Source organism: Imbroritus primus (assembly GCF_964332355.1).
GTDB classification, from domain to species: Bacteria; Pseudomonadota; Gammaproteobacteria; order Burkholderiales; family Burkholderiaceae; genus Imbroritus; species Imbroritus primus.
Genome location: NZ_OZ201293.1, coordinates 2,519,809 through 2,537,899, shown reverse-complemented (window position 1 = coordinate 2,537,899; position 18,091 = coordinate 2,519,809). Strand labels below are relative to the sequence as shown.

Below are 18,091 nucleotides of genomic sequence, written 5' to 3'. Positions count from 1 at the left end.
TTTTTTAATGAGCGACATGGATAGATGAGCCACCATGGCAAAACGTGATTTCTACGAAGTGCTCGGGGTGGGCAAGAACGCCAGCGACGACGAGATCAAGAAGGCGTATCGCAAGCTCGCGATGAAGTACCACCCGGACCGCAACCCGGACAGCAAGGAAGCCGAGGACAAATTCAAGGAGGCCAAGGAGGCCTACGAGATCCTGTCCGAGCCTGAAAAGCGCGCGGCCTATGATCAGTATGGCCATGCCGGTGTCGACCCGAATATGGCCGGCGGCTTTGGCGGCGGGCAGGGCTTCGGCGGTTTCGCGGATGCTTTTGGCGACATCTTTGGCGACATTTTTGGCCAGGGCGGCGCCGGCGGCGGCCGCCGGGGCGGCCCGCAAGTCTACCGCGGCGCCGATCTGCGCTACAGCATGGAGATCAGCCTCGAGCAGGCTGCCAACGGCTACGACACGCAGATCCGCGTGCCGCACTGGGACGAATGCGATCATTGCCACGGCAATGGCGCGGAGCCCGGTTCCTCGGTGGAAACCTGCCCGACCTGTAATGGCGTGGGCCAGGTGCGTGTCGCCCAGGGTTTCTTCACGATGCAGCAGACCTGCCCGAAGTGCCACGGCACCGGCAAGTTCATTCCCAAGCCGTGTACCAAGTGCCATGGCCAGGGCAAGCTGAAGTCGCAGAAGACGCTCGAAGTGAAGGTGCCGGCAGGCATCGACGAAGGCATGCGCATTCGCTCGACCGGCAACGGCGAGCCGGGCATCAACGGCGGGCCGCCGGGCGACCTGTACGTTGAAGTCCACATCAAGCCGCATCCAGTGTTCGAACGCGATGGCGACGACCTGCATTGCCAGATGCCGATCTCGTTTGCCACGGCGGCGCTGGGCGGCGAGATCGAAGTCCCCACGCTCGGCGGCAAGGCCAGCTTCTCGGTGCCCGAAGGCACGCAGGGCGGCAAAACCTTTCGCCTGCGCGGCAAGGGTATCAAGGGTGTGCGATCGGGTTATCCGGGGGACCTCTACGTGCACGTCGTCGTTGAGACGCCGGTCAAGCTGACCGAAGAACAGAAGAACCTGTTGCGCCAGTTCGATACCTCGGTGCACGCCGGCGGCTCGCGTCACTCGCCGCAGGAACAGTCGTGGCTGGACAAGGTGAAGAAGTTCTTCAGTTGATGCATGCCCATGGCCGGCGCAATAGTGTTGCGCTGGCCTCTCTGCTATGCCGTCATATGGCGGGACGCTCTGCAGTGCCTGTTCTGTTCCTCTCGTCGCATATCGGGCCGAGCGTTGAGATCTGCCCGTTTGCGTTTGCCTGCCGCAACGCCCGCGTTACTCCGTAAGGCCCCGGCCTGAGCATTTTTTTTCGAACGTGTCCATGTGCCGGGTCCATGCGTGATCGGTTGCGTAGTGCGCCTGATGCGCGATACTCCGCCGCCGGGGCACTCGCACGTCGATGGATTCAGATAGGTGCGCGGCGTTCTCGCCACGCGTCTCCATATTTTCAGGGCTGGTCGATCTCGTCCCGCTTGCGTTTGCCGGATGCCGCCATCTGAGGGGCTGGTGGCGTAGAGGGACGCAAGAGCTCTTCCAGCGTATCGATGCGCGCTTTCCAGGGCAGGTAGTTCGTCAGGCACCGGGCCTGAAGCGGCGCCGGCATGCGGGCGAAGTCGCTAAGCCAGCTGCTCATGACGGCCTGTTGGCGCACGACATGATCGTGTGCAGATTCTCCTTGGATGTTGCGTATCTCCAGGTCGGCCCCCCATGCCTTGAAGAGCCGTACCGCCTCGATTCGTCGATCCAGCGTACGGAAATCGAGATCGGCGTACTCGCACAAGGTTGCATTCAACTGTTCGCTGTAGAGCCGTAGATAACGGTGCAACGATGTTTCGTCATGCTCTCCGCGTCGATGGATCAACTGTTGGAAGCGTTCGGCGCGCTCCGGGGTGTCGCATGCATCGTGCAGTGCTTGGATGAAATCGAGATGTGCGAGGCGTCTCGGACCGGTCTGGGGGGTGAGCCATGCGTCCAGCAAGCTTCTACCGCTGCTGTTGATAATGCCGATATCTGCCCCTTGCGCTACGAGTAGTGTGATGATTCCCGGATCGCACGCGCTGAATAGAGGGGATTCACGGTGCCGGTCGAGTGCATCGACTGCGGCATCTGCTTCAAGCAATAGCCGGGCGGCTTCTGGATGAGTGGCTAGATGCAGGGGCGTCTCGCCGTCGGCGTTCGTGGCGTTGACTGCCGCGCCTGCGTTGATCAGCGCACGCACGACGGCCGGGTGTCGCTGAACATGCAGGGGACGATTGCCCTTGGCATCTTCGGCATTCACATCCGCGCGAGGATCCGCTGCAATGAGAGCGTCCACGGCATCAGCATTGTTCACACAATGCAATGGCGTGCGCTGAAGGTTGTTGCGCGCGTTGACTTCTGCTTTTGCGTTGATCAGCATTCGCACGATTGCCGGATCGGTCTGCAGATGCAAAGGCCGGTTCTGGTCATCATCCATGGCATTCACATTGGCTTCTGCTCCGATCAGCATCCGCACGATCTCCGGGGAGCGTTGGGTGTGCAGTGGCCGCCGGCCTTGCTGATCGCATGCGTTCATATCCACCTTGGCTTCGATGAGTGCCAAGGCGATCGCAGGGCTTCTCGTGATATGCATCAGCGTTGTCTGCGCGGCATCGCAGGCATGCGGGGATGCACCATGTTTTATCAAGCAATTGAAGGCATCCGGCTGATCCGCGTCCACCGCACAGAACAGCGCGGTCCGTTCATCGCGTTCTTCGTAGTCGATGGAGACGCGGGCAGCCTGCAACTTGCCATGCAGATAGTCGAGCATGCCGACATCCCCCTGCCTTGCAGCGATATGCAGCAAGCCAGTTTCCTGTTCAGAGTCATCGCGGATCCGTTGGGTCATTGCCAGAAGCGGATGTTCAGCTAGTGAGAAATCGCTGAGATACGTGCAGGCCAGTGCGCCAGCTTGTGAGCGTTTATGTTCCAGCAGTAGCTGCACACTTCTCCAGGCGCCTGACTGCGCCGCGTTGAGCATGAGCTTGTCGTACCAGAAGGAATCGGTGCTGGGAACGTTCAGGGTAAAACGCTGGGCGAGGTCATCGAGCTTGCCTAGATGGTGATCCCCCTCTGCGAGGTAGCAAAAGAAGGCATGCGTGAACTGGAGGATCGCGTTTGCCAGCTCGATGCACCGGGAGAGTGCACTGTCTTGCGCCCGCGCCGCAAACGTTCGTGGAGAGGGAGGTGTGTCGTAGACCGCATTCAGGAAGCACTGTACCGCGTGCTTGACCTGGCGACGTATCTCTTTGCTCCGCGCCTCGACGACCCTGCGTGCGAGCAGGCCGTTGATGAGTTGCGCCGACAAGACTTCGCGTTGGCCAGTGTGTGCGGGATAGGCTGCCGGCAGATAAGCACGAGCCAGTCGTAGATGAAACTCCGAAAACAGGCTTTCCAGTGTCACCCTGCCATGTTCCAGTGCTTCCAAGGCCAGAAGCGTATAACTGGGAACGGTGCCCCGGAACGTCTGGTTGATACTGCCCAGCGCCGCTGTCGTCCGTGCTTTCTCCAGATGCCATGCACTGGTTGGCATTGCGCTGGCGCTTGGCAGGGCCCGCATGGCACGGCGGCCGATCTTGCGGGTCAGGAGCGGATTATCGAAAACGGCTGCCGCCGGGTCGCGGGGCGGCGATGTCGTTTCCGTTGTGGTTTCTGGTGTCGTTTGAGTGGAGGCGTCGCGGAATGTTTTTAAGGCAACCGGTCCGGGCATGATCGTTGGCGGGCATGTTGGAGATGCCCGCACGTTAACGCCGATCCGAACACGGCGCCAGAAAACGAGTGCCAAATCAGGCGGCGTTTATCTTATTTTACAGTTGTGATGGGGCCGGGCGATGGGGGTCGGCTCGACTGTCTGACCATGCGCAGCGCTTGACGCTGGGCCGAGCCGCCCGCCAGGCGGACGTCGGTCCCGCCCGGCGTCGCAGGGGACATGGTTGGGGCGCCGCTCAAACCACCTGCGTCTGCGCCTCATCCCCCACGCGTGCCCGGATCTCGCCGATCTGCCAGACGGTTTCGCCGGCGGCCTGCAGCTGCTGCATCGCTGCGGCGGCGTTGTCCTTCGACACGACCACCACCATGCCGATGCCGCAGTTGAACACGCGGTGCATCTCGGCGTCGGCTACGCCGCCGTTTTGCTGGAGCCAGGTGAACAGCGGCGGCATGGTCCAGGCATCCTTGTGCAGGATGGCGGTGACATTGTCCTGCAACACGCGCGGCACGTTTTCCACGAGACCGCCGCCGGTGATGTGGGCCATGCCTTTGACCATGCCGGTCTCGATCAGTGCGAGTAGCGGCTTGACGTAGATGCGCGTGGGTGCCATCAGGGCATCCTGCAGGCGCTGGCCGTGGAAGTCGGCATTCAGGTCGGGCTGGCTCACTTCGATGATCTTGCGCACCAGCGAGTAGCCGTTGGAGTGCGCGCCGCTCGAGGCCAGGCCGAGCACCACGTCGCCAGCCGCGATGGTGGTGCCGTCGATGATCTTGCTCTTTTCCACCGCGCCGACGGCGAAGCCGGCCAGGTCGTATTCGCCTTCCGGATACATGCTCGGCATTTCGGCGGTTTCGCCGCCGATCAGCGCGCAGCCGGCCAGTTCACAACCGTGGGCAATACCTTTCACGACGGTAGCAGCGGTCTGCACATCGAGCTTGCCGCAGGCAAAGTAGTCGAGGAAGAACAGCGGCTCGGCGCCTTGCACGAGGATGTCGTTGACGCTCATGGCGACCAGGTCCTGGCCGACCGTGTCGTGGCGGTTCAGTTCGAAGGCGAGGCGCAGCTTGGTGCCGACGCCGTCGGTGCCGGACACCAGCACCGGTTCCTTGTACTTCTTGGAAATCTCGAACAGGGCGCCGAATCCGCCGATGCCGCCGAGCACGCCTTCGCGCATGGTACGTTTGGCAAAGGGCTTGATCGCATCGACCAGCGCATCGCCGGCTTCGATATCGACGCCGGCATCACGGTAAGAGAGGCCGGTCGTGCCTTGCGGGGTATGGGAAGCGCTCATGAAAACCTACGGATTGGTGAGTGAATGCGAGGAACCGCCAGCTGGGCGCGGTTCCGCCGCCAATGTGCAGTGGGCGACGGGAAATGCGGCCAGACCCGGCATGTCCAGTAGAATCGGGATTTTAACGGATTTGGGACCATTCCTCCCCAATTTGGCCGCCAGGATGCGGAATCCCGTGGGGATGCGGGCGTCGCCTGAACGCCGGATGGCTTTCCGATGGCTCCCCAGCCGCCTCTGAACCTTACTGCAAGCACTTCATGAATGCTCCTGTCCTGACGCCGGAAGTCAAGCGCATCGCCCTGTGGCTAGCGCTCACGGTCGGCCTGCTATGGCTGTTCAGTGCCTTGTCGTCGATTCTCACGCCATTCCTGCTGGCGTTCATCCTGGCCTATATCCTCAATCCCGGCGTGGAGTGGCTCTACCGCAAGCGGGTACCGCGCGCGCTCGGTGTGACACTGATGCTCTTGCTGTTGATGCTGGTCATGGTGCTGATGGTGCTGCTGCTGGTTATCGTGGTGCAGCGCGAGGTGCCGTTGCTGCGTGAGCAGCTGCCCGGGCTCGTGGACAAGGTCAATGCCGTGGTCGCGCCGTTGCTGAACGAGCTGGGTATCCGCGTGACGTTCGATTTCGCGGGGCTGCGCAGCTTCCTGACCGAGCATCTGGCGTCCAGCCCGGACGAAATCCTCGGCACACTGTTCGGCTACCTGAAAACTTCCGGCTCGGCGGCGCTCAGCGCCATCGGCATCTTGTTCATCGTGCCGATCCTGATGTTCTACCTGCTGATGGACTGGAACATGCTGGTGCGCCGGCTCGAAGGCTTCGTACCGCGCCGCTGGGTGGACACCACGCAGTCGCTGATGCGCGAGACCGACGAACTGCTGTCGCAGTACCTGCGCGGGCAATTGCTGGTGATGATCATCCTGGCGGTGTTCTATTCGGCCGGGCTAGCGATCGCCGGCTTTGACATTGCCATTCCGGTGGGCGTGTTTACCGGGCTTGCCGTCTTCATTCCCTACATTGGGTTTGCACTGGGCCTCATCATGGCGCTGGTGGCAGCCGTCCTGCAGTTCGGCGACTGGTACGGGCTGGCCGCGGTCGCCGTGGTCTATGGCCTGGGCCAGTTCGTGGAGAGTTTCTACCTCACGCCGCGGCTGGTGGGCGAGCGTATCGGCCTGCACCCGCTGGTGGTGATTTTCGCCTTGCTGGCGTTTGGGCAGTTCTTCGGCTTTTTCGGTATCCTGCTGGCCCTGCCCACCTGCGCCATCCTGCTGGTGGCGGCGCGTCGGGTGAAGCAGGCTTATCTGGCGAGCGATCTCTACCGGAAATGACCAGGCCCTCTGCTGTGCGCGCAAAGCAACTTCCTCTCGATCTCGGCGGCCCGCCGCCGCCCACGTTCGACAATTTCTACGCCGATGCCAACCGCGAGGCGGTCGTTCGGCTGCGTGGCCTGCCGGAGGCGGTGCACAACGAGCAGGCGGGCGACCGTCTGATCTACCTGTGGGGCGAGCCTGGCAGCGGCAGGTCGCACCTGCTGCATGCAGTCTGCGATGCCGCGGCAAGGCATGGCCTGGGCTGTCTGGCGCTGACGCCGCATCACGCACTGCAGGCGTTCGCCTTCGATCCGGCCCTTACCTTGTATACGGTGGATGACGTGGACAGCATGAACCCGGCCCAGCAGATTGCTGTCTTTAATCTGATCAATGAGGTCCGTGCCCATACGCGCAGCGCCATTATCAGCGCCGGCGCCGCCGCGCCGCTGGCCACGGGGGTGCGCGAGGACCTGCGTACTCGGCTGGGCTGGGGGCTGGTGTACCAGTTGCATCCGCTGTCCGACACCGACAAGATGGCCGCGCTGACCCAGGCGGCCCGCGAGCGCGGCCTGCAGCTGTCGCCGGAGGTCCCGCAGTGGCTCGTGACCCACTATTACCGCGACATGCCGAGCCTCATGGCGCTGCTCGATGCGCTCGACACCTATTCGCTGGAGCGCAAGCGTGCCGTGACGCTGCCGCTGGTGCGTGAAATGCTGGCGGAGATGCAGGGCTAACGGGCTGCCGCTGTCCGACCTCCTTTGCTCCTATCAGGTAGAATCGCGCTCCATGAATCTGGCTTTATTTGACCTCGACCACACCCTGATCCCGACCGACAGCGACCATGAATGGGGGCGCTTCCTGGTCGGCCTTGGCATTGTCGATGCCGAGGAGTATCAGCGCGAGAACGATCGCTTCTATGCCGACTACAAGGCCGGCACACTCGACAACGACAAGTTCCTCCGCTTCGCCCTGGCGCCGCTGGCGCAGCGGCCGCGCGAGGAGCTGGCACGCTGGCACGCGGAGTTCATGCGCACGGTGATCGTGCCGGTGATCACACCACAGGCGCGTACTCTGGTGCAGTCGCATCTCGACGCCGGCGATCTGTGCGGCGTGGTCACCGCCACCAATAGCTTTGTCACCCGACCCATCGTGCAGGCCTTCGGCATTCCACACCTGATCGCCACCGAGCCGGCGACCGTCGATGGCCATCCGGACAGCATGTTCAACGGCGCGGTGTCGGGTATTCCCAGCTTCCGCGAGGGCAAGATCGCGCGGACCGAGGCGTGGCTCGCCTCGCTCGGCCACGACTGGTCGTCGTTCGGCAGCACGACCTTCTATAGCGACTCGTTCAACGACATCCCGCTGCTTGAAAAAGTCAGCGTGCCAGTTGCCACCAATCCGGACGAGCGCCTGCGTTACCACGCTGAAGAGCGCGGGTGGCGCATCATGGATCTGTTCTGACACCATGATCAAGAAACTCATCAACCGTTTGCTGGGCAAACCAGCGGCCCGCGCGGGCGCGCCCCGCAAGCGCAAGGTCAATATCGTGCCGGTGTCCGAACATGGCATCGATCCCACGCTGCTGTCGAAGAATGCCGTAAAGGTGACGTCGACCCTGCAGGAAGCAGGCTACGAGGCTTTCATCGTCGGCGGCGCCGTGCGCGACCTGTTGCTTGGCATCAAGCCCAAGGACTTCGACGTGGCCACCAATGCCACGCCGGACCAGGTGCAGGCGCTGTTCCGCCGCTCGCGCATCATTGGCCGCCGCTTCCAGATCGTGCACGTTACTTTCTACGGCGGACGCGAGCAGGAGATCATTGAGGTCTCCACCTTCCGTGCGATGGTAGATGCCGCGGATAGCGAGCAGGTCGCCAGCGACCGCCGCCTCAAGCGCAATGAACTCGATACGCGCACCCATGCCACCGACGCGAGCGGCCGCGTGCTGCGCGACAACGTCTGGGGCTCGCAGGCCGAGGACGCGGCGCGGCGCGATTTCACCATCAACGCGATGTACTACGACCCGGCCGCGCAGACCGTGCACGATTACCACGGCGGCATGAAGGACATCCGAGCCCGCGTGCTGCGCATGATCGGTGATCCGACGTTGCGCTACCGTGAGGATCCGGTACGCATGCTGCGCGTGGTGCGTTTTGCGGCCAAGACCGGCTTTGCCATCGACGAGGCCACACGTGCCCCGATCAATGAGCTGGCGACGCTGATCCACAACGTGCCGACCGCGCGCGTGTTCGACGAGATGCTCAAGCTGCTGCTGTCGGGTCACGCCTGGGCCTCGCTGCAGGAACTGCGCAAGGCCGGCCTGCATCGTGGCCTGCTGCCGCTGCTCGACGTGGCGCTGGAACAGCCGATGGGCCAGCGCTTCGTGCAACTGGCGCTCGACAACACAGATGCGCGCGTGCGCGCCGGCAAGCCAGTGTCGCCGGGTTTCCTGTTCGCGGCCCTGCTCTGGCATCATGTGCTGGAACGCTGGACGGCACTGCGCGACGGCGGCGAATCGCCGGTGATGGCACTCAATCTCGCCATGGATGATGTGCTGCATCGCCAGACCGGCCTGGCCATCCAGCGCCGCTTCGTGGCAGACATGAAAGAAATCTGGGGCATGCAGCCGCGCTTCGAGCGGCGCGTCGGCAAGATGCCGTTCCGCCTGCTGGAGTCGCCGCGTTTCCGCGCCGGCTACGACTTCCTCGCGCTGCGCTGCGCTTCGGGTGAATTGCCGGAGGAAGTGGCGAGCTGGTGGGAATCCTTCCAGCACGCCGGCGAGGCCGAACGCGACCAGTTGCTGGCCGATGTGCGCCAGCACGCGCCAGCTGCGGGCAGCACGCCCGCGCCCAAGCGTCGGCGCCGTCGGCGCGGTGGCGCGAAATCGGATACAGTATCTTCCCGGAGCGACGCACCGGAGGGCAAGGAATGACGTTGGCGTATATCGGCCTGGGCGCCAACCTGGGCGACGCGCGGCAGACGCTGAAAGATGCGGTGGTCTGCATTGCGCAGCATGCGGGTGTCATGATCGTGGCGCGCTCGTCGCTATATCGCACGGCGCCTGTCGATGCGCAGGGCGATGATTATTTCAATGCCGTCGTGGCAGTCGAGACGACGTTCTCGGCGCAGCAGCTGCTGCGTGTCTGCCAGCACATCGAACAGCAGTTCGGCCGCGAGCGGCCGTTCCGCAACGCACCGCGCACGCTCGATCTCGATCTGCTGCTGTATGGTGATCTCCAGCACAACGACGAAACGCTGACCGTGCCGCATCCGCGCATGACCCAGCGAGCCTTCGTACTCGTGCCGCTGGCCGAACTGTGTCCGGATCTCGAGATCCCCGGCCAGGGGCGCGTGGCCGATCATCTGCCGGCTGTCGCCGGACAACGGATCGAGAAGGTCTCCACCTGCAAGTGTCCGCCATGTCCCTCGCAATCCCCACCTACGCGCTGACCGGAGGTCTGCTGGTCCTGTCGAACATCTTCATGACAGTGGCCTGGTACGGACATCTCAAGAATCTTTCCAGCAAGCCCTGGTACGTGGCGGCGCTCGTCAGCTGGGGCATCGCCTTGCTCGAATACCTGTTCCAGGTGCCGGCCAACCGCATCGGCTATGCGGGCGGGCTGTCGCTGTCGCAACTGAAGATCATGCAGGAAGTGATCACGCTGAGCGTGTTCGTGCCGTTTGCTGTGTTATACATGCATGAACCGCTCAAGCTGGACTACCTGTGGGCTGGCCTTTGCCTGGTCGGCGCGGTCTACTTTATTTTCAGAAGCTGAACCGATGGCACTCGATCACCTGCGCCGTATTGTTGTCGAAGGCCCCATTGCCGTGGGCAAGACCTCGCTGGCGCAGCGCCTGGCACCGCATCTGCATGCCCGGCTGATGCTCGAGCAGCCCGAGGCCAATCCCTTCCTTGAACGCTTCTACCGTGACCCGGGGCGCTATGCCTTGCCGGTCCAGCTGGCTTTTCTCGCCCAGCGCCGTCTGCAGATGCAGCAATGGCAGGCTGGCGTGCAGGGCGGCGAGCGGCTCGTCGGTGATTTTCTGTTCCAGAAAGACCGCCTGTTCGCGAACCTGACGTTGCCCGAGGACGAGGCCGCGCTGTACCACGCCATGGCCGATGCCGCGCCGGTTGCACCGCAGCGCGTCGACCTGGTGATCGGCCTGCAGGCCAAACCGGCTGATCTGCTGGCGCGCCTCGCCAAACGCGGCCATGCTTACGAGGCCAGTGTCGATATCGCCTATCTCGAACGGGTGTGCGACGCCTATGGCGAACTCTTCCACCGGTACGACGAAGCGCCTTTGCTGCTCGTCGAATCGACCCATTTCAATCCCGTCGAGCGCGATGCCGATTTCCAGTTACTGCTGGCGCGTATCGAAGCCATGCGCGGCCGCCGGGAATTTCTCAATCTCGCGGCATCGTAAGTTCAGCTCTGCCGCTTACCCGCCGGCTATTCCGACCAACTATTCCGGCCAATGAGTTCCGATCATGAGTTACCTGCAAGAACCTACCCGTAAAGCCGTGACCATTCCCGCGCTGCAGGCGATGCGCGACGCAGGCGAGAAGATCGCCATGCTGACCTGCTACGACGCCAGCTTTGCCGCGCTGCTCGACCGCTGCGGCGTCGACGTGCTGCTGATCGGCGATTCGCTCGGCAACGTGCTCCAGGGCCAGACCACCACGCTGCCGGTGACGCTCGATCACATGGTTTATCACACCGAGTGCGTGGCGCGTGGCAACCACAGTGCGATGGTCATGGCCGACATGTCGTTCGGCACGCTGGCCTCTCCGGAGCATGCGTTCAACTGCGCCGTGCGGCTGATGCAGGCTGGCGCGCAGATGGTCAAGGTGGAAGGCGGCGCGTGGGTAGCCGACACGGTGCGCTACCTCGTCGAGCGTTCGGTGCCGGTGTGCGCCCACGTCGGCCTGACGCCGCAGTCCGTGCATGCCTTTGGCGGCTTCAAGGTGCAGGGCAAGTCGAACGCCGCAGCGGAGCAGCTCAAGGCCGATGCCCTGGCCTTGCAGGATGCCGGCGCGCAGATGTTGCTGATGGAAGCCGTGCCTGCCGCGCTGGCGACAGAGATCACGAACATGCTCCACGTCCCGACCATCGGCATTGGCGCGAGCGCGGCCTGTACGGGGCAGGTGCTGGTGCTGCACGACATGCTCGGCATCTTCCCGGGTCGCAAGGCCAAGTTCGTGAAGGATTTCATGGACGGCCAGAGCTCCATCGAAGGCGCTGTCCGCGCGTATGTGCAGGCTGTCAAGGATGGCAGCTTCCCGGCGGCGGAACATACGTTCTCCGCCTGATGCGTCATGGACATCTCCAGCGCCATCGCTGAAGCGTTCCGCCTGCTCTTGGCCGGAGATCCCGATCTCTGGCTCATCGTGTGGGTGTCGCTTAAGGTCGGCGTGCTGGGCTTGCTGCTCGCCACGTTGCCGGCGGTGCCGCTAGCCTATCTGATCGCCTCGCACGACTTTCCCGGCCGCCGCGTGGTGGTGGTGATTGCGCAGGCCTTCCTGTCGTTTCCCACGGTGCTGGTGGGCCTGATCCTTTATCTGCTGCTGTCACGCCAGGGTCCGCTCGGCCCGCTTGGGCTGCTGTTCACGCAGGGCGGCATGATTCTCGGACAGGCAGCTATCGGGTTTCCGGTGGTTCTTGCATTTTCGCTGGCTGCACTGCAGGCCGCCGACGTGCGGTTGCGCGAAACGGCGCTCGTGCTTGGCGCGGGACGATTGGGCACGATGTGGACCGTTCTGCGCGAACTGCGCTTTGGATTGTTTGCGGCCGTGGTCGCCGGGTTTGGGCGCGTGATCGCCGAGGTTGGTTCGGCCCTGATGATCGGCGGTAACATCGAAGGCATCACGCGTACCATCACTACCGCCATCGCCCTCGAAACCAGCAAAGGCGAGTTCGCGCAAGGCATTGCACTCGGCATCGTGCTGGTGGCACTGGCGCTCATCATCAACGTCATCTTGGCCTGGCTACAGGGCGCGGGAGGATTTCGGCGATGAGTGGCGGACCGAAGCAGCCCTTGCAGCTTCCTTTGCAGCCCCCGTTTATCCATGTACACACCGTGATGCTGGCCGTACATGGCCTGCGCAAGGCGTTCGGCGAGCGCGTGCTCTTCGATGTTCCCGAACTGCATATCGGTCGCGGCCAGGCCGTGGTCCTGACCGGTATCAACGGTGCCGGCAAGAGCACGCTGATGCGCATGCTCGCCGGGCTAGAGCCGGCTCCCGGCGCACAGGTGACGCTCGATGGTACGGCCATGCCGCTGACGCCATATCTGGCGGCGCTGCGTGCCCGTATCGCCTATGTGCACCAGCATCCCTACCTGTTCCGCACATCGGTGCGCGCCAACATCGCGTACGGGCTGAAGGCAAGCGGCCTCAAGGCGCATGATGTGGCGGCCCGTGTCGATGCGGCGCTGGCCTGGGCCGGCATCGAAGGCATCTGTGAGACGCCGCCGCATCGCCTGTCCGGCGGTGAGATCCAGCGCGTGGCGCTGGCACGTGCGTGGGCGCTGGATCCTGATCTGTTATTGCTCGATGAACCGACGTCGAATCTTGATGGTGCGGCGCGCGAGCAGGTCATTGCACTGGTGGGCGATCTCGTCACCAAAGGCAAATCCCTGCTAATGATCTGCCATGACCGCGACCTGATCGCCCTGCCGGGGATTACGCGCTGGAAGCTGTCGGAGGGCCGGCTGACGGTACGCGCGCCGCAGGCGAAGGCGGAGGCGGAACCAGCCGGGCGGGCATGACGCCGCGCAGCGCGTTGCACAGCACGATGGCTTCGGCGGCCAGCAGGTCTTCCAGAAACAGCACGCGTTCCGCCGTCGGCGCATCGAGATAGCGCGCGGCATCGTCGAGGATGGCGGCGCGCATCACGCCGGGCAGCAGGCCGCAGTCCAGTGGCGGCGTCCACCAGTGGCCATTGCGTTTCAGGAAGACGCTCGTCCGCCCGCCTTCGGTCAGTTCACCCCGTTCGTTGAAACACAGCGCATCGAAAGCGCCATGCGCCTCGGCGTCACGCCAGATGGCATCGTAGGCCTGGCGGTGGCTGGTCTTGTGCCGGAGGAACAGATCGGCTGCCGTGGTGCGCAGCCCGGCGACATGGACGTCCACCGGCGTGGCGATCGGCTGCAGCGGCCCATGTGTCAGCGAGAACGTGCCATCGCCTTGCAGTGCCATGCGCATGCGATGCGCGCCGTCGGGCAGGGTCGTGCAGCTGCGCATGACCGCAGCCTGTGCGGCATCGCGGTCGAATGGTATGCCGAATGCCGCCGCCGATGCGCCCAGCCGGGCGAGGTGGCGGGGCAGCAGAGGGCAGCCGGCCCGCGTGGCCTGCATGGTCTCGAACAATTCGAAAGGCGCTTCGAGATCGGTCAGAAAGCGCGCCTTGAGCAGGCACTCTGCATATTCGTCGGCGGGTACGCTGTCGATGACGATGCCTGCGCCGACACCCATCTCGCCACGGCGTGTGCCATCCTCTTGCGGCGCACCGAGTACCAGCGTGCGGATCGCTACCGACAGGCAGCAGCCATCCGGCGCCAGCCAGCCGATCGCACCTGTGTACAGGCCGCGCCGCGTGCCTTCGGTCTCGCGGATGATTTCCATGGTGCGGCGCTTGGGCGCACCGGTGATCGAACCGCAGGGAAACAGCGCGCGCAGCGTATCGGCCAGCGTCGTGCCGGGCCGCATGCGCGCCCGGATGGTCGATGTCATCTGCAGCACGCGCCCAAATGGCGTGACCTCGAACAGGGCCGGCACGGTCACGCTGCCGGGCACGGCGACACGGCCCAGGTCGTTGCGCAGCAGGTCGACGATCATCACGTTCTCGGCGCGGCTCTTGGTGTCCGCCGCGAGCCGCAGACTCGCCTCGCGATCCGCCTGCGCATCGGCGCCGCGCGGCGCCGTGCCTTTCATCGGCTGGGCTTCGAGCTGGCCATCCGCATCTTGCCGGAAGAACAGCTCCGGTGAGCACGACAGCACGGCCGTACCATCCGCACACACGATGCACGCGCCATACGGGACCGGCTGGCGCGCCCGCAGGCGCCGGTAGAGGGCGATAGGCGAGCCGTAGCTGTCGAAAGTCAGGCGGAAGGTGGCGTTGACCTGATAGTTGTCACCGGCCCGCAGATACGCCTGGATGCGCGCGAGCCGCGCGATGTAGGCATCCGCATCGACGGTCGCATGGACGTTGCGGATCCCGGCGGGTGTGCGGTCCTGTTCAGCCTGTTCGAGCCAGGCATCCACCCCGGCCGCCGGCAACACGGTGAGCGTGCGGTACAGGGCCACGCGCAGCACGCCATCGCCAAAAGGCTGGCCAGGGATGGCTTCTGCCATGGGGACACCGACAATCTCCGCACCGAATTCGTAAGGTGCCAGCAGCACCGCGTGCAGCCCTTCCTGCCATGCGGTATGCAATTGGGCTTCCAGCTGGTCGAGCGCTGCCGCATGGGTACAGGTCAGGTCACGCACCCAGCCGGTGTACAGGCGGGCGCCGGCATGGGCATCGTCGAGCAGGGCAAAAGGGGCAATCGCGGACATGGTGAGATGGTAGCCGAGTGTGGTGCGGAATGGCAGGGACGGAGGGCGGATCTCAGGCTGGAGATCGACTGGAGTTGCCGGGCGCGTGGGGTCTGTGCGCCGGCCAGCCGCGTAGACGGATCGTGCTGTCAGGATGGATCGGCAGGGATCGCGTCAGCGCGGCTTGTGTCAACTTCCCCAGGCCTGATCCACCAGCGCAGCAACTTGCGCAACATAGTCCGCCGCGAGGCAGTCGATGGTCCGCCGTTCGGGCGTGCTACGCAGCCAGGTGAGCTGGCGCTTGCACAACTGGCGCGTGGCGGCGATACCGCGCTCGCGCATGGTGGCCGCATCGCAAGCGCCGTCGAGGAATTCCCACGCTTGCCGGTAGCCGACGCAACGCATCGATGGCAGGCCAAGGTGCAGATCGCCGCGTGCGCGCAGGGCCAGGACTTCGTCGAGCAGGCCTGCTGCCAGCATGGCGTCGAAGCGTGCGGCGATGCGTTCGTGCAGCACACTGCGATCCGACGGCTCGAGCGCGATGACGAGCATGTCGTCCGGCGCCTGGCCTGGAAACGTGCTGCTGTCGGCGGCTGGCGGGCGCTTCAGCAGCGTGGACATGGGCACGCCGGTCAGGCGGAAGATTTCGAGCGCACGCTGGATACGCTGTGCATCGTTGGCTGGCAGGCGCGCGGCCGTGACCGGATCGACGGCCGCAAGTTCGGCATGCAGCGCCGGCCAGCCGCGCGCCGCGGCATCGGCATCGAGTTGGGCGCGCACCGCTGCATCGGCGTGGGGCAGGTCATTCAGACCTTGCGTCAGCGCCTTGTAGTAGAGCATCGTGCCGCCGGCGATCAGCGGCATGCGGCCCCGGCGGCGGATTGCCGTGATCAGGTCGTGGGCGTCGCGCACGAATTGTGCAGCCGAATAGCTGTCGGCCGGATCGATGATGTCGATCAGGTGGTGCGGTACGCGTGCCTGTTCCTCTGCGCTGGGCTTGGCGGTGCCGATGTCCATGCCGCGATACACCAGCGCCGAGTCGAGGCTGATGATTTCCAGCGGAAAGCGCTCCGCCAGCGCCAGCGTGGCGGCGGTCTTGCCGGAAGCTGTGGGCCCGAGCAGGCAGACCACGGGCGGAGTGGTGGCGGGTGGGCATGACATGATCACTGCCCCCGCAGGAAAAGGCGGTCGAGATCGGCGAGCGGCAGTTGCACCCACGTGGGGCGGCCATGATTGCACTGATCGGCGCGTTCGGTGGCTTCCATCTGGCGCAGCAGGGCGTTCATTTCCTCAAGCGTCAGCTTGCGGTTGGCGCGTACGGCGCTATGGCAGGCCAGTGTCGCCAGCAGTTCATTGCGGCGTTCGGCCAGCACGCGTGAGCCGCCGTAGGCATGCAGGTCGCGCAGCACGTCGCGCGCCAGCGCTTCCACGTCGGCGTCTTGCAGCAGCGCCGGCACGGCGCGCACGGCGAGTACGGTGGGCGAGACTGCGGCAATGTCGAAGCCGAGCAACGTCAGCGTTTCGCGGTGTTCTTCCGCCGTGCCGGTTTCCACCGGGCTGGCGGGGAACGTGAGCGGAATCAGCAGCGGCTGGACGGTGAGGTCCCGCGCATCGAGCGCGTGCTTGATCTGCTCGTAGAGAATCCGTTCGTGGGCCGCGTGCATGTCGACGAGCACCAGACCGCGCGCGTTCTGCGCCAGCACATAGATGCCATGCAGCTGCGCCAGGGCGAAGCCGAGCGGGTGCGCTTCACCAGTCATGGCAGCGTTCTGCGGGAGGGTGGCCTCGAAGGCTGCCGGCGGCGTGTCCGCCATCGGTGACATGCCCGGTTGCGTCGGCAGGGATGACGACGGCATGGCCACCGGCGCATCGAGCCACGCCGGCCGACTCGTCGCCGGCAGCGGATCGCCGCGCATCATCGCCAGGTATTCCTGGCGGGGCTGGGCGATGCCGAGGCTGGTTTGGCGCGCGGCATCGCTGCGGATCCAGGTGAGCGCATCCGAGGGCGGCAGCACCGGCGCGGGCGTGGTCCGCAGGCTGTCGCCCTGTTCACCTGCCTGCTTGGCGAGCACGCGCTGCACGGCGTGGTACACCAGTTGGTGGATGGCGCGCGATTCGCGGAAGCGCACTTCGATCTTGGAGGGATGGACGTTCACATCCACCGCTTCGGGCGGCAGGTCGAGGCACAGGACATAGGCCGGGAAGCGATCACCGTGCAAGACATCCTGGTAGGCGCTGCGCACGGCATGCGTGAGCAGCTTGTCGCGCACGAAGCGGCCGTTCACGAAGAAATACTGCTGGTCTGGCCGCCCGCGCGAGGCAGTGGGCAGGCCGACGAATCCATAGAGGTGGACGGTATCGGCGCTTTCGTCGAGTGGCAGGCGCGCCTGCGCGAAGTCGTTGCCGAGTACCTGGGCCGTGCGAACCGCGGCATCGCTGGCGTTCCAGTGCTCGAGCGGCTTGCCATTGTGGTGCACCGAGATGGCAATGTCGGGCCGTGCCAGCGCCACGCGACGGATCATGTCGAGGCAGTGGCCAAGCTCGGTCTGTTCGGTCTTGAGAAATTTGCGGCGCGCCGGTGTATTGAAGTACAGATGCTGCACGTCCACCGTGGTACCGGCACCGCCTGCAGCCGGCTGCATGGCGCCGTTGTCGGCGTCGATCTGCGTGGCATGCGCGGCGTCTGCGGTGCGGCTGGTGAGCGTCAGGCGCGAGACCGAGGCGATCGAGGCCAGCGCCTCGCCGCGAAAACCGAGCGTCAGCACCGACTCCAGCTCGCCGAGCGTGGCGATCTTGCTGGTGGCATGGCGCATCAGCGCGAACGGTAGTTCGTCGGCCGGGATGCCGCCGCCGTTGTCGGCGATCAGGATGCGCCGCACGCCGCCTTCTTCGAGGCGTACCTGCAGTTGCGTTGCGCCGGAATCGACGGCGTTCTCGAGCAGTTCCTTCACCACCGAGGCGGGACGTTCCACCACCTCGCCGGCGGCGATCTGGCTGACGAGCTGGTCCGGCAACGGCCGGATGGCGCGGCGGGAGGAAAGGGCGGAACGGGTTTCGGCGGACATCGCCGAATTATACGGTGGTTGGCGTCTGGCAGCGGCCCGGGGAGGGCACGGCGGTTCGCTGCGGCCCGCAGCGGCTTGTGGTGATCTGCCGTGGTCAGAGCGCGGCACGATCA

16 protein-coding genes are annotated in these 18,091 nt (G+C 64.6%); 11 read left to right on the top strand and 5 right to left on the bottom strand.

The window, feature by feature from the left end; genetic code table 11:
* Positions 1–34: 34 nt before the first annotated feature.
* Positions 35–1,171: a molecular chaperone DnaJ gene (gene dnaJ / locus ACQ3C8_RS11660; protein ID WP_009523395.1), complete on the top strand. Its 1,137-nt coding sequence runs from the start codon at positions 35–37 to the stop codon at positions 1,169–1,171.
* A gap of 328 nt (positions 1,172–1,499) precedes the next feature.
* Here dnaJ and ACQ3C8_RS11655 read toward each other — a convergent pair whose 3' ends face one another.
* The gene (locus ACQ3C8_RS11655; protein ID WP_428851656.1) at positions 1,500–3,779 is read right to left on the bottom strand and encodes an ankyrin repeat domain-containing protein; all 2,280 of its coding nucleotides are present in this window, start codon (positions 3,777–3,779) and stop codon (positions 1,500–1,502) included.
* 235 nt (positions 3,780–4,014) lie between these two features.
* The gene (gene purM, locus ACQ3C8_RS11650) at positions 4,015–5,070 is read right to left on the bottom strand and encodes a phosphoribosylformylglycinamidine cyclo-ligase (RefSeq protein ID WP_009523393.1); all 1,056 of its coding nucleotides are present in this window, start codon (positions 5,068–5,070) and stop codon (positions 4,015–4,017) included.
* 257 nt (positions 5,071–5,327) lie between these two features.
* Between purM and ACQ3C8_RS11645 the strand changes: the two genes are divergently transcribed.
* The 10 genes from ACQ3C8_RS11645 to ACQ3C8_RS11600 all read left to right on the top strand — a co-directional run bounded on the left by ACQ3C8_RS11645 (position 5,328) and on the right by ACQ3C8_RS11600 (position 13,145).
* Positions 5,328–6,398: an AI-2E family transporter gene (locus tag ACQ3C8_RS11645; protein WP_009523392.1), complete on the top strand. Its 1,071-nt coding sequence runs from the start codon at positions 5,328–5,330 to the stop codon at positions 6,396–6,398.
* On the top strand, positions 6,395–7,114 hold the full coding sequence (hda, locus tag ACQ3C8_RS11640) for a DnaA regulatory inactivator Hda (RefSeq protein ID WP_009523391.1): 720 nt from the start codon (positions 6,395–6,397) through the stop codon (positions 7,112–7,114). Before ACQ3C8_RS11645 ends, hda begins: the two co-directional genes overlap by 4 nt.
* A gap of 52 nt (positions 7,115–7,166) precedes the next feature.
* The gene (locus ACQ3C8_RS11635; RefSeq protein ID WP_009523390.1) at positions 7,167–7,841 is read left to right on the top strand and encodes an HAD family hydrolase; all 675 of its coding nucleotides are present in this window, start codon (positions 7,167–7,169) and stop codon (positions 7,839–7,841) included.
* A 4-nt stretch (positions 7,842–7,845) separates the two neighbouring features.
* On the top strand, positions 7,846–9,309 hold the full coding sequence (gene pcnB / locus ACQ3C8_RS11630) for a polynucleotide adenylyltransferase PcnB (protein WP_009523389.1): 1,464 nt from the start codon (positions 7,846–7,848) through the stop codon (positions 9,307–9,309).
* Positions 9,306–9,827: a 2-amino-4-hydroxy-6-hydroxymethyldihydropteridine diphosphokinase gene (gene folK, locus ACQ3C8_RS11625; protein WP_009523388.1), complete on the top strand. Its 522-nt coding sequence runs from the start codon at positions 9,306–9,308 to the stop codon at positions 9,825–9,827. Before pcnB ends, folK begins: the two co-directional genes overlap by 4 nt.
* The gene (locus ACQ3C8_RS11620) at positions 9,797–10,153 is read left to right on the top strand and encodes a DMT family protein (RefSeq protein WP_009523387.1); all 357 of its coding nucleotides are present in this window, start codon (positions 9,797–9,799) and stop codon (positions 10,151–10,153) included. Before folK ends, ACQ3C8_RS11620 begins: the two co-directional genes overlap by 31 nt.
* A 4-nt stretch (positions 10,154–10,157) precedes the next feature.
* The gene (locus ACQ3C8_RS11615) at positions 10,158–10,802 is read left to right on the top strand and encodes a deoxynucleoside kinase (protein WP_009523386.1); all 645 of its coding nucleotides are present in this window, start codon (positions 10,158–10,160) and stop codon (positions 10,800–10,802) included.
* A gap of 64 nt (positions 10,803–10,866) precedes the next feature.
* On the top strand, positions 10,867–11,688 hold the full coding sequence (panB, locus tag ACQ3C8_RS11610; protein WP_009523385.1) for a 3-methyl-2-oxobutanoate hydroxymethyltransferase: 822 nt from the start codon (positions 10,867–10,869) through the stop codon (positions 11,686–11,688).
* A gap of 6 nt (positions 11,689–11,694) precedes the next feature.
* Positions 11,695–12,393 carry an ABC transporter permease gene (locus ACQ3C8_RS11605; RefSeq protein WP_009523384.1) on the top strand — a complete coding sequence of 233 codons (699 nt, stop codon included), beginning with the start codon at positions 11,695–11,697 and terminating at the stop codon, positions 12,391–12,393.
* A gap of 65 nt (positions 12,394–12,458) precedes the next feature.
* Entirely contained in the window at positions 12,459–13,145 is a 687-nt protein-coding gene (locus ACQ3C8_RS11600; RefSeq protein ID WP_428853071.1) for an energy-coupling factor ABC transporter ATP-binding protein, read from the top strand.
* On the opposite strand, the gene pabB is transcribed toward ACQ3C8_RS11600, so the two are convergent.
* The 3 genes from pabB to mutL form a co-directional block, all read right to left on the bottom strand.
* On the bottom strand, positions 13,060–14,934 hold the full coding sequence (pabB, locus tag ACQ3C8_RS11595) for an aminodeoxychorismate synthase component I (protein WP_009523382.1): 1,875 nt from the start codon (positions 14,932–14,934) through the stop codon (positions 13,060–13,062). The two genes, ACQ3C8_RS11600 and pabB, sit on opposite strands and share 86 nt — an antisense overlap.
* Before the next feature lie 168 nt (positions 14,935–15,102).
* Positions 15,103–16,074: a tRNA (adenosine(37)-N6)-dimethylallyltransferase MiaA gene (gene miaA, locus ACQ3C8_RS11590; RefSeq protein ID WP_009523381.1), complete on the bottom strand. Its 972-nt coding sequence runs from the start codon at positions 16,072–16,074 to the stop codon at positions 15,103–15,105.
* A 2-nt stretch (positions 16,075–16,076) separates the two neighbouring features.
* Positions 16,077–17,978: a DNA mismatch repair endonuclease MutL gene (gene mutL / locus ACQ3C8_RS11585; protein ID WP_009523380.1), complete on the bottom strand. Its 1,902-nt coding sequence runs from the start codon at positions 17,976–17,978 to the stop codon at positions 16,077–16,079.
* Between the last annotated feature and the right edge of the window lie 113 nt (positions 17,979–18,091).